This is a genomic window from Candidatus Darwinibacter acetoxidans (assembly GCF_041936445.1).
In the GTDB taxonomy this organism is placed as follows: domain Bacteria; phylum Bacillota; class Limnochordia; order Darwinibacteriales; family Darwinibacteriaceae; genus DTU010.
Map to the genome: position 1 here is coordinate 1 of NZ_JBHGXH010000033.1, position 10,281 is coordinate 10,281.

Here is a 10,281-nt window from a genome sequence, read left to right on the forward strand (position 1 = left end):
TCGCCGTGGCCAGCGGAACGCATACTGCAACAGCCTTGGCGGGGAATTCGGTCTGGCGCGCATCAGGAGCGTCCGGCAGATGGACCAACTGCTCTCTGAAGCCTACCCAAGCAGATACATGAAACTTAACTGCCAATCCTATGAAATTCACGGAACCGTGGAGTTCCGGCAGCACCAAGGGACCATGGACGGGGAAAAGATCGCCAACTGGGTGGTTCTCACCCAGATGATGGTGGAGCGGGCCGTTGCGGGTAAAATCCGGATGAAGAGCGGTGCAAACGACTGGTTCAACCTGAAAAAGGTGATCCGGGGATATAAGTGGATGGGCGCAGACGAGACCCAGCAGGAAGCGGTCTCGTATTACAACAAGCGGCGGCAGGCCTTTATGAAGGCCGCTCTCACCGCTTCAGCGGAGTGATAAAAATGTGGAAGAAAGTTGGTACAATCTCAAAAGAGCACAAAGCATTGGTCCTCAATGTCGAGGGCTGGAAACTGGGTCGTATGGTGATCGGGGCTGAGAACGTCGTCCGTCTCATGAAAGGGGCAGAGGTCGAGATCAATTTCGTCCAGAACGAGTTCATTGGGTACGCGGGCCGTGCAAAACTGTCCTTCAGCCGAAAGGCGGTCAATATCTTCCCCATTGACATGGACCTTATTACTGTCCCGATATATCACGTGCAGGACGTCCGAAGCGGGAGGCGGGAGTTCGCCGTCCTCTCTCAGGTGAAAAAGGACAAGAAGAAAGAGAAGGCCCCGATCGACGGTGATCTGGACCACTCTTTCTAAGGAGGTTGGAAACATGGGAGAAATGGTAAGCAGGACGGGTAAAACCGTTAAAACAGTAATGTGCTGGAAACACTGGTCTGATGGCCAGAAGTGGATCGATCGGGTCATGAACTTGAAACCAGACGAGCCGTGGAGCAAATTCCCCTCCTCCTCTGTGGAACGCGGCATGGCGTCTGCCACGGTGGAAGAGGCGATAAAACTGGTAGAACCCGAAAACGGAGAAGAAATTCGCGAGAAATTCAAGAAGCACCTTAAAATGTCCCCGTACACAAACTGGAGTGGTGATTAAAATGGTGGTTAATGTTATCCTGAACGATGGAGCCCGGTATACGGGCGAAACGTATGTCGATGTGGTTCGCATGATGAAACTGGACTCGTACCTGATTCCGGCCACAAAGCGCGAGTATATGAACAAAACCGCTGAGCGGTGCGTCGTTTATCATGGCGAACCGATCCAGTATGAGACCGCGCAGGAGTTCCTGCACGAACTGGAGCGCGTGGGCGCGATTCGCAAAGTGTGGGAAGAGCAACCCTCTTCCCTTTTGGAGTAAGAATGGCCGTCCTGTTGGTTTTAAACGGCAAACTGGCCCTCAAATGCGATTACGAGGAGCGGTATGTGTCGCGGGAGCACGCTGGAACCCCGAGATGAAAGTGTGGGAATACCCACTGGTCACCCAAATCACCCAAATATTTCCGCATGCCAAGGTCTCAGGTGAGATCCGGGCGCGGCTGGACCGGAAGGTTGCCCGGCGGCAAGAGATGCTGGAGGCAAAGGAGGTCCTGTGGCAGACAGACGCTCCGCTACGGGATTACCAGAACCCCGGCTATGCTCACTACCTGAACAAGGTGAAGGGCGCAGCCATCCCCTACCCCACGCTAGACCGTAACCTTGTTGTTATAATGGACGATCACTTCCCGGGAGGAGTTCCACCTGCAGGGGCTAGACCAACCCACCATTATTCATCAGATCAAATTCTCCGATCGCTCCGACCCACCATTATTCATCACCTGCCGACTTCTCCCTCCACGAGGAAGGTAGCCAGTGCCTACGTAGGGTACGCTCCAACCCACCATTATTCATCACGGGGATAGGCCACCAAGGAGGTTTTGCTAGAAAGCGCCTGATTCCGAAAAGGAGCCCAAACTACGCGTACTACGCGTTTATACTAAAGTCCCTTTAAAAGGATAAATATAGAAAGTTTGGTATAAACGCGTAGTACGCGTAGTTTGGCCTTAGATTCAGGAAAGGGCCTCAGTTTGTAAAATCAGATAGCCGCAGCGCCCCCTCTCGTGGAGGGAAGAAACGTTCTCCGAATGACTGGCATATTCCACTTCCCACAATATGGTCTCCTTTCCTGAATCGAAGACTTTTCAGACGTTATCCGTGGTTCCGGTCCGCTCCTGCTACGTGCAAGGATTGCAAAACAGCGCACCGAACGGCTCCTTTTCCCGAATCTACGCGCGCTACGTCTACCGCTCAATTTATACAGGTTTTCCACTTTCCCAATACGTTTCAGAACAGTTCTGGGGAAACGCGTCGTGAACCTTAGCAAGCCTTAGTTCATGAAAAGAGTCTTCTTCCTCCACGGGAAGGGGGAGAGCGTCCCCTCCCCGCGCGTGGGATGGTGGCAACCTCTCCTCCTTCCTCCATCCTCCACGGGTGGGGGAGGTTCTCCCCACCACTCCTCCACAGGGAGGAAGCCACCATCCGATCAACGTGCTTCCCGGGAAGTCATGCCATTACCTCTTTCAATTCACGGCGCAATTCTGAATCCGCTCCTTTTCCAACAGTTTTCCCTCCGATCGTCCGACATGCTGGTGCTCTCTGTGGTGCGAGATTTCCATATTCTGAAGAGGTAGAGCGGAGTCCTCCGCTCCACCCACATGGGAACGAGGCCCGCTCACGGGGGAGGACATCCCCGATCATCGCGGCCCTTCCTCCCCAGCCGTTCTGATCCGGAAGGTGAACCTCTCCGTGTCGGGATAATCGTCGGCTCCGTCCTGCTTGAGCCGGATTCCAATCCAATACCGGACAGTGCCAGTTCCGTCCTTGAACAACGTTTTCATGATCTTGCCGAATGCGGTGCTGCTAAGAGGTTTCCGGCCCATATCGTCACACCAATCCCGGTATGCCGCGTACATATCGGTCTTGCTGGTGCGCTCCCCCTCCACGACCTCACAGCGCTCCTCCAGATATGCCCCGATCGGGTTGGACTGTAGCCGGTACGCTAGGAACGCCTTCTGTACGGCTTCAGGCCGCTCTAGTCGGCCCGTTGCCCGGTATCGGCGTAGACCGTCCAACATCCAGTTGAATATCCCGTTTCCTTCCTCTCGGAAGAGTTTCACCCCATACTCCGGTTGCCGTTTGGCTTCAGGGATGGTCGCCTGGAAGGGAATCGGCCAGATTCTGCGCCAAATCCCGTAATCTGTGCCCTTAATCTGGGGAAGGTGGTTTGTGGCTAGGACAATCTTGCATCCCGGCTCGAACTCAACGACCTCGTTGGAGTACAACGGTCGAGCAGCTATCTTATCGTCTCCGGTCACGCTCTTTATCAGCGCTTCGGCTAACGCAGCGTCCTGCTCGGGTTCCGTGCAGGTAACGAACCGGGCACCCTTGAGTTTGAGGATATCCGGCCGGGCTTGCCCTGCTCCACCACGGGAAAGCATCAACGTCTCCGCCTGAATATGAACCCGGTAATCGCCTAATACCATCCCAATAGCGCGCATCGTCTCAGATTTGCCGTTCTTGCCGGTTCCGTACCAAATCGACATGATCTGTTCCGGGTTGCGCTGTAAGAGGCTATACCCCATGAGCATCTGGAAACTGTCAATTAATTCGGTGTCTCCCTGGAAGATGGTCTCCAGGTGGTCAAACCACATGGGGCAGGTAGCATCAGGGTCGTATTCCACGTTGGACATCTTAGTGAGCAGATCTTCCTTGCGGTGCTCTCTAAACTCACCCGTTTCCAAATCTAGCGTACCATTCAGGCAGTTAAACAGGTTCGGGTGAGCATCAAAGACGTTTGCACTGGTTGCAACAATATGTTGGGCTCCCCGCACCATCGCCGTTCGTGCCGCTAGCGATTCGGATCGCATCGCCCACTTCGCAATAAGTTGCCGCCGTTCCAGATCCTCGGCCTCCGAAGCCTCCTGATAGATGTTCCGCGCCGTTTGGACGGCGAAATCCTCGATCTGGAGTTTGTCGTCCCTTTCCCAGTGTTTCCCCGTCCAAATGAACCAACTCTTCATCTCGGTGCAGTATTTGATCCGATCCCCGAAATAGTGAACCAGACGCTCACTATTCCCTGCATCGGTCAGGTTATAGGCTTCGTGCAGGTCCTCCGCCATCTCTTCGCTCAAGTCATGGTGGCATCGCTCACGGAAGGTCTGTGCCAGCGAAAGCACGTCCAGCAATTCCCGGGAAGAGAGTTGAGCGTCTCGGGGGAGCCGGCTGTTCCGTCCGGCAAGGTGGCTATCTGCCTGCAGGTCGCGTTCCAGACAATTAACCGCTATTTTGAATAATGCGCGCCTGACGGCCTCCTTCCGCTCTTCCGGGGGTTCTTCAGGGATTCCGTAAGCCCACACCGGGTCATCCGTCCGATCTCTACGCAGAATCCCGCCTTCGTCCCGTATCTGGGCTAACGTCTTCCCTTCTGCTAGCCGGAACGCTTCCCTCTCCCGCTCGGTGAATGTATCCAAATTAGTCATGGTTTCGCGCCTCCGCTAGCTTGCGCCTGCGTTCCGCCTTCATCCTGCGCCGGAAGTTCACCCGTTCCAGGTATCGAACCTCCGGGAAGTCTCTTTCCAGTTCGGCCACCAGTTTCTTGAACGCTTCGCTGTCGAACGGTTCGCCACACTCGATAATCCCGCGCCGAATCGCTTCACATCCGGCAGCATCGTAGCCCACTTCATGTCGGAAACAGTAGAACAACCCTTTCTCAGGGTCTATTGAGGTGTTGTCCCCGGTCGACGAATCATGGAACGGGCTGGCTCCCCGCACCTCCCCGTGTCGGGTAGGGTACGGGTTGACCGGCCACTCCACCTGCAGGTTGTACCGCTGTGTTATCAAGTTGGTGGCAGCGTTCCGGTACGCTTTAGGTTTGATTGACAGTTTGTGCGCTTCAGGCTTGATTCTGTCCACCAGCGTGGTGATAGCGTCCCACGATACCGTTCGGAACGAGGTATTATGAGTAATGGCGTACAAGTTACCGTTCGGATGAAGCGAGCCTGGCCCTACACAGAGCCCGCAGGTCTTCTCCGTCTCGGCAGGGAAATAGACCTCGAACACGCCATCGACGTTGAGTTTCCTGCCTGCCCACTCTCGGGGGTAATCCGGGCACCTCACGACCGCGCGATACCTCCGGGAGTCCGGCCATGCACTGTACGTGAAGGTGTTCCGGGTTAGGCTGGGACCGCCTACCTCGTAGAACCTTTCGGCGTCGTCCACGTCCAGGAAGAGGGTGTGCGAGCCCGGAGCCGCGTACACACTGTAGTTCCCTCCGTTATCGAGGTGGAACTGGAGCCGCTTATCGTCATATCGCATACCTTTAGCCACCAGGTTCCAGCCGTGCATGTGTGGTGCTTTCTCCCCGCGCGGAACGGGCACGAAGAGGAAATCATCGCGCATGAATTGGTTAGGAATCCTGGCCATGTCAGCACCGTTCCTTAATTTCCTGCTTGAGCAGTTGCCGGTCAACGTTAAGCCGCTTAATTAGGGCTATCCGTATTTCGCGTGGAATAGATGGCTCTTTCCGGAACCTGTCCTGCAACTGCTCGATATAGCGTTTCTCCCGGCAGAGTTCCGCGAACGTCATCAACTCGTACATCGTCAGGCCAACCTCACGTAGCGCTTCAGTTCGTCCCGGAGCAGGTCCTTCTGCACATAGACCTCGTCTATCGCACCAGAGACCTGCTTGATCTGCTCTTTCAACTCACGGAGGATCGGTTCGCTCTTCTTCCGGTATGCTTTCAACTCCGCTTCCGCGCCTGCAAGCGTAGCCTCCAGTTCCGCTGTCCGGCTCGGAATCGTGTTCCTCTGCAGGTTCTTCTTCGCTTCCTCGACCCGATCACTCCTCTGGTTGAGCGCTCTCCAGATATCTCCCCGCTTGAACTGGAGTTGTCTCTTCTTCTGCAGGAGATTCTGTTCCTGGACATCGAGCCGGGGCAACTCAACGTTGAGTATCTCTTCAGGCCTACTCTCGAGAAGTTCCGCCTTAATCCAAACTTGCTGGTTACGCGCCATTCTACTTACCTCCTTCGGCGTCCTGTGCTGTCACGTTCCAGGTTCTGCCTGGGCCGGCTCCGTCCGAGCGAATCGCGCTCGGCGTCCTGTCGCAGACGGCCATAGAAGTCCCGTTCGTTCTCGATCTGCTCTTCGTGCAGCCGGTCCGACCACCAAGCCTTCTCAGCCTGGTCTTCCTCGTACGAAGGCAGGAACTGGTCAACTATCTTCCCGAACACAGAGAGAATGTGCTTCTTCTCCTTCACGGAGAGGGTACACTCCTCTTTCATCAGTTCGTCCGCGTAGTACCCCATTCTCTTGATCATGGCAAGTTCAGAGTTCTTCTCGGCCTGGAACACCAGATCTTCAGCCATATGAGACAACCAGATGTCCTTAACGCTCTGTTCGCTTGCCTCACTCAGCCGCTGAGCGTTCAGCCAACTTAGCCCTATTTTGAACGACTCTATGTTGTGAAGGGCTGGCGAATGCACACCAGATTTGTAACAGAACATAGTTCTGGTTCCCTTTCCGACATAGAGGTTCTGTACCGTCCTCGATTTCTTCGACACTAATCCAGTCATATACTCTACGCTCCTTATGTTCTAGGAACACCTTCTTCATTTCCTTATAAGTACATATACTCATCGTTTGTTTCGTAATCGGAGTCCAATTATTCAAGAAAGTTTAGAAAAGTTTAGAAACCGGTGAGTATATCACGACACGTGTCGAGCACGTGTCGATAGCATGAGTAGAAAGAAGGTTACCTTGACCATAGATTCGGGAGCGCTCGCCTGGGCTCTGGGCCGTGAAATGGGTCAGGAAAGGGCCCCGATGACTATATATAGTGTGGAGGCCTTATTAAGTTTTGTAGGAAAGTTGTAAAAAGGTGAAAGAAAATGACAAATGAAGTACCTGCAAGAACACAGCCGGAGGCGGTAAGAATGGCGCGTTGTGAGATTTGTGGGGTCCCCATGGACAATCTGGCTGTGGTCGAGATCGATTACAGTCGCGAGCGCTTGCTCCTGTGCCCGGCGTGCACGGCACTACCCCAGTATGTCGCGTGCCGGCAGACCATACACCCAGACGACGTGCAGTATTGCCACGTTCACCGGGGAGAGGTCTATTGCGAGACCTGCTACCGGGGAATGGTGGCAGAGCAGTGCCACGAGTGCGAAGAGTGGTATGACCGGGACGAGATGAGCTGGGTCCAGTATCCCGATGGGGAGGAGCGGTGGGTCTGCTGCGACTGTCGGGATTCGGAAACCGTTGATTGCGAAGATTGCGGCGAGACATTTCATTATAGCATGGTGGAAGATGGCTACTGCCTGTCCTGTTATCATGAGAACCACCGTCTGTATCCCTACGATTATAGCCCAGAACCGGATTTTCACGGCATGGCGACCAACAACCGCTATTATGGGCTGGAAATCGAGGTGGATTGCGACCGGTGGGGCAAGTATGACGTGGATTTTGACGGGTTGATGGAGGAACTGGAGGCGTATAACGACCTGATCTACTGCAAGTACGACGGGTCCCTTCACAATGGGGTCGAGATCGTTACCCACCCGTGCTCCTACCAATACTTGATGGAGAAGCCTTATATCAGGGAGATCTGTCAGGTGACCCTCGATCACGGCTACCGGTCCCACCACACCACCACCTGCGGATTGCACGTCCACATCTCCAAGGACGGCTTCGGGGAGGACCGGGAATTGGGAATGGCGAAGTTTGTGTTCATGATTGAGAAATTCTGGCACAAAATGGTCAAATTCAGCCGCCGGAACCGGGAGGAACTGGAGCGGTGGGCGTCTCGGTACTGCGAGCCCACTGAGCCAAATACCGAGACAGTAACCTCAATCTACAACAAAGCCAAGGATATTAACAGTCTAGCGCGATACAAAGCAGTGAACATGAGAAATGCGGACACGGTTGAGGTCCGAATGTTTAAAGGGACCTTAAGAATCGATACCATCAAGGCGTCCATCCAACTGCTGGATATCATGGTGGATCAGGCGTGTATCCGCCATGTTGAAGAGATTCAGGACATGAAGTGGCACGAGATCGAGGAGATCGCCCGCTCAGGTGCGTACCCCGAACTGAGTGCCTACCTCGACAAAAGGTGATGAAAAATGTGTATAATCGTCTATAAGCCTGCTGGCGTTGAAATGCCAGCCAACACCATCTTAAAAAACTGTTTCGAGAACAACCGGGACGGAATCGGGTTGATGTACCGAGAAAAGACCAGCAAAGTACGTGTCTTGAAAGGGTTCATGACTTTGACCCATTTCAACAAAGCCTTGAAGAATCTCGGTAGGAATACCGATCTGCTCAATACGGACGTGGTAATACATTTCCGGCTGGCAACCCACGGTACGGTCGTGCCCGGGAACTGCCACCCGTTTCCGGTCACCAGCAGTTACGCCCGGATGCAGGCCACAGATTCGCTGGTGAACAAGGCTTTGGCCCACAACGGGATATTAATGGCCTATGCACCTCCAAAAGAGCTAAAGGTGTCTGACACCATGTTCTTTATCAAGAAGAACTACAAAAACATCAACCGGGCCTTAAACGGGGCGCAAGGCAAGTTTGTCCTGATGGAAAAGACCAAAACAAGTGTATTTGGTGATTTTGTGCAGAGTGAGGGTGTATATTACTCAAATAGCACCTTTATGCCCACCTTTACACACCATCACAACTTTAAGCCGCGCGCCAAGGCAAACACCCCAGAAGTTATGGTGCAGTGCTGCGACTGTGGTAACAGGATTCCGCTCTCAGGTGCTTTTCACCTGAAGGGGCGGGACCACCTCTGTTCCGAGTGCTACTACGAAATGCTGTACGATTGCATGGAGTTGTGCGACGAGTGTGGCAAGATCGTCCCTGCATCCAAAATAACCTACAAAAACCGCAAATTTATCTGTGAGGCTTGTGCAGAGGCCCTAAACGTCGATTGGTGGGAATTACAATGTCTGTAATCCTAATGATTGGCGAAGACAGCGGGGTTGTCATAAGGGCCACCTCTTACAAGGCCGTTGCCATGGCAGCGGCCATACACATGAATTTCGAGGTTGACATGATTCTTGTGGACGGGATCGAGGCTCATCCAGCCCAGATTGTCCACATGGTGGCAAATGGAGGCTTAAAATGAGGTATATTCCTTTCAGGAACAAGGTGTGTGTATTGTTTGACAAAGACGAGGCGCGCCTTTACGGTGCGCCCAAACAGTCAACCGGGATCGTATTGTTGCCACTTCAGGAAGCGGCGCTAGATCACTCCTGCAGGTGGGAGCACCTCTCCTACGACAGGGTTCTGGACGTTATGCGCCTGAGGAATCCACTAATCTACCGGGAATACATGATTCATGCCCGGCGGATCCTGCGTCCCCTCCTTGAGAACGACCCAGTCAAGGCCCGTTTCTGGGCGCGCATGGCCAGCGGGCCGCGATCTGAGATCCGGACCTGCATATCGTCTTGGGGGAAAACAAGGGCACGACCCCGGAGGAGTGGGGGTGGGTCCTCGAAACTCTGAGAATCGCCGGTATAATTGCGATCTTGGGACTCTGGTGTGCGGTTTCGATATTCGCGATCAGAATACTGGCATACTAAAAGGGGTGAATAATCGTGCCTGATTGCCAATCTGGCTGCAAACTGTGGCACGTCACGGCCCCGCTCAGGGGCCGATGACTATATATAGTATGTGGGCCTTCTTAGTATTGTCGAGAAAAGTTCAAGAAAGTTAAAGAATCAGGTGAATGAAAAATGTCCATCAAGAAGAACTCGGGATTCAACAGGAACCGCACGTTTGGAATCGAAATCGAGGGGCTTTCCCCGGTTGGCCGGGAGCGTCTTGCCCAGATCCTGCAGCATGCGGGGGTCCAGTGCCACTACGAAGGATACAACCACCGTACCCGGAGCCACTGGAAGATCGTCACAGACGGCTCGATCATCGAGCAGAACGGGGAGTACGGCTTCGAACTGGTCTCTCCACCGCTCCGGGGCGCTCACGGGCTGGAGGAGATTAAGAAGGTCTGCAAGGTCCTGAACGAGGCCGGATGCAAGGTCAACCGCTCCTGCGGGCTCCACGTGCACCACGATGCGAGCGATTACAATGTTGAGGCTTTCAAGAACCTTTACGCGATCTACATCCGGTATGAGGCTGCTATCGACGAACTGGTAAGCGAATCTCGCCGTGGCCAGCGGAACGCATACTGCAACAGCCTTGGCGGGGAATTCGGTCTGGCGCGCATCAGGAGCGTCCGGCAGATGGACCAACTGCTC

General features: G+C 54.0%; 13 protein-coding genes. 8 read left to right on the forward strand and 5 right to left on the reverse strand.

Annotation, left to right across the window (positions count from 1 at the left end):
• From ACE4YL_RS00955 to ACE4YL_RS00970, 4 genes are all read left to right on the forward strand, one after another.
• Positions 1–418, forward strand: a 418-nt coding sequence (locus ACE4YL_RS00955) for an amidoligase family protein (RefSeq protein ID WP_461369034.1), incomplete at its 5' end; no start/stop codon positions are given.
• A gap of 5 nt (positions 419–423) precedes the next feature.
• Entirely contained in the window at positions 424–786 is a 363-nt protein-coding gene (locus ACE4YL_RS00960; RefSeq protein ID WP_461369035.1) for a hypothetical protein, read from the forward strand.
• Positions 787–799: 13 nt separating this feature from the next.
• The gene (locus tag ACE4YL_RS00965; protein WP_461369036.1) at positions 800–1,075 is read left to right on the forward strand and encodes a hypothetical protein; all 276 of its coding nucleotides are present in this window, start codon (positions 800–802) and stop codon (positions 1,073–1,075) included.
• 1 nt (position 1,076) lies between these two features.
• Entirely contained in the window at positions 1,077–1,337 is a 261-nt protein-coding gene (locus tag ACE4YL_RS00970) for a hypothetical protein (protein ID WP_461369037.1), read from the forward strand.
• Between the two features lie 1,372 nt (positions 1,338–2,709).
• On the opposite strand, the gene ACE4YL_RS00975 is transcribed toward ACE4YL_RS00970, so the two are convergent.
• From ACE4YL_RS00975 to ACE4YL_RS00995, 5 genes are all read right to left on the reverse strand, one after another.
• A complete protein-coding gene (locus ACE4YL_RS00975) occupies positions 2,710–4,494 on the reverse strand; it encodes a DNA primase family protein (RefSeq protein WP_461369038.1) in 1,785 nt (594 codons plus the stop codon).
• Positions 4,487–5,359: a hypothetical protein gene (locus tag ACE4YL_RS00980; RefSeq protein ID WP_461369039.1), complete on the reverse strand. Its 873-nt coding sequence runs from the start codon at positions 5,357–5,359 to the stop codon at positions 4,487–4,489. The genes ACE4YL_RS00975 and ACE4YL_RS00980 overlap by 8 nt, the downstream gene beginning before the upstream one ends.
• Positions 5,360–5,614: 255 nt before the next feature.
• Complete coding sequence (locus ACE4YL_RS00985) at positions 5,615–6,028, reverse strand: hypothetical protein (protein WP_461369040.1); 414 nt, start codon at positions 6,026–6,028, stop codon at positions 5,615–5,617.
• Between the two features lie 5 nt (positions 6,029–6,033).
• Positions 6,034–6,588, reverse strand: coding sequence for a hypothetical protein (locus ACE4YL_RS00990; protein WP_461369041.1), 555 nt, complete (start codon positions 6,586–6,588; stop codon positions 6,034–6,036).
• A gap of 462 nt (positions 6,589–7,050) precedes the next feature.
• On the reverse strand, positions 7,051–7,398 hold the full coding sequence (locus tag ACE4YL_RS00995; protein WP_461369042.1) for a hypothetical protein: 348 nt from the start codon (positions 7,396–7,398) through the stop codon (positions 7,051–7,053).
• Positions 7,399–7,401: 3 nt separating this feature from the next.
• Here ACE4YL_RS00995 and ACE4YL_RS01000 point away from each other — a divergent pair, with 3 nt between their 5' ends.
• The 4 genes from ACE4YL_RS01000 to ACE4YL_RS01015 form a co-directional block, all read left to right on the forward strand.
• On the forward strand, positions 7,402–8,130 hold the full coding sequence (locus ACE4YL_RS01000; protein WP_461369043.1) for an amidoligase family protein: 729 nt from the start codon (positions 7,402–7,404) through the stop codon (positions 8,128–8,130).
• A 6-nt stretch (positions 8,131–8,136) separates the two neighbouring features.
• Positions 8,137–8,979: a class II glutamine amidotransferase gene (locus ACE4YL_RS01005; RefSeq protein ID WP_461369044.1), complete on the forward strand. Its 843-nt coding sequence runs from the start codon at positions 8,137–8,139 to the stop codon at positions 8,977–8,979.
• Positions 8,970–9,152, forward strand: a complete 183-nt coding sequence (locus ACE4YL_RS01010; protein WP_461369045.1) for a hypothetical protein — start codon at positions 8,970–8,972, stop codon at positions 9,150–9,152. Before ACE4YL_RS01005 ends, ACE4YL_RS01010 begins: the two co-directional genes overlap by 10 nt.
• Positions 9,153–9,762: 610 nt before the next feature.
• Positions 9,763–10,281 (forward strand): amidoligase family protein (locus ACE4YL_RS01015; protein WP_461369046.1); only part of this gene is annotated, 519 nt, incomplete at its 3' end.

Excerpts from the sequence above, each read along its gene's own strand:
- ACE4YL_RS00960 (WP_461369035.1), top strand. The coding sequence starts at position 424 with ATGTGGAAGAAAGTTGGTACAATCTCAAAAGAGCACAAAGCATTGGTC.
- ACE4YL_RS00965 (WP_461369036.1), top strand. The coding sequence starts at position 800 with ATGGGAGAAATGGTAAGCAGGACGGGTAAAACCGTTAAAACAGTAATG.
- ACE4YL_RS00970 (WP_461369037.1), top strand. The coding sequence starts at position 1,077 with ATGGTGGTTAATGTTATCCTGAACGATGGAGCCCGGTATACGGGCGAA.
- ACE4YL_RS00975 (WP_461369038.1), bottom strand. The coding sequence starts at position 4,494 with ATGACTAATTTGGATACATTCACCGAGCGGGAGAGGGAAGCGTTCCGG.
- ACE4YL_RS00980 (WP_461369039.1), bottom strand. The coding sequence starts at position 5,359 with ATGCACGGCTGGAACCTGGTGGCTAAAGGTATGCGATATGACGATAAG.
- ACE4YL_RS00985 (WP_461369040.1), bottom strand. The coding sequence starts at position 6,028 with ATGGCGCGTAACCAGCAAGTTTGGATTAAGGCGGAACTTCTCGAGAGT.
- ACE4YL_RS00990 (WP_461369041.1), bottom strand. The coding sequence starts at position 6,588 with ATGACTGGATTAGTGTCGAAGAAATCGAGGACGGTACAGAACCTCTAT.
- ACE4YL_RS01000 (WP_461369043.1), top strand. The coding sequence starts at position 7,402 with ATGGCGACCAACAACCGCTATTATGGGCTGGAAATCGAGGTGGATTGC.
- ACE4YL_RS01005 (WP_461369044.1), top strand. The coding sequence starts at position 8,137 with ATGTGTATAATCGTCTATAAGCCTGCTGGCGTTGAAATGCCAGCCAAC.
- ACE4YL_RS01010 (WP_461369045.1), top strand. The coding sequence starts at position 8,970 with ATGTCTGTAATCCTAATGATTGGCGAAGACAGCGGGGTTGTCATAAGG.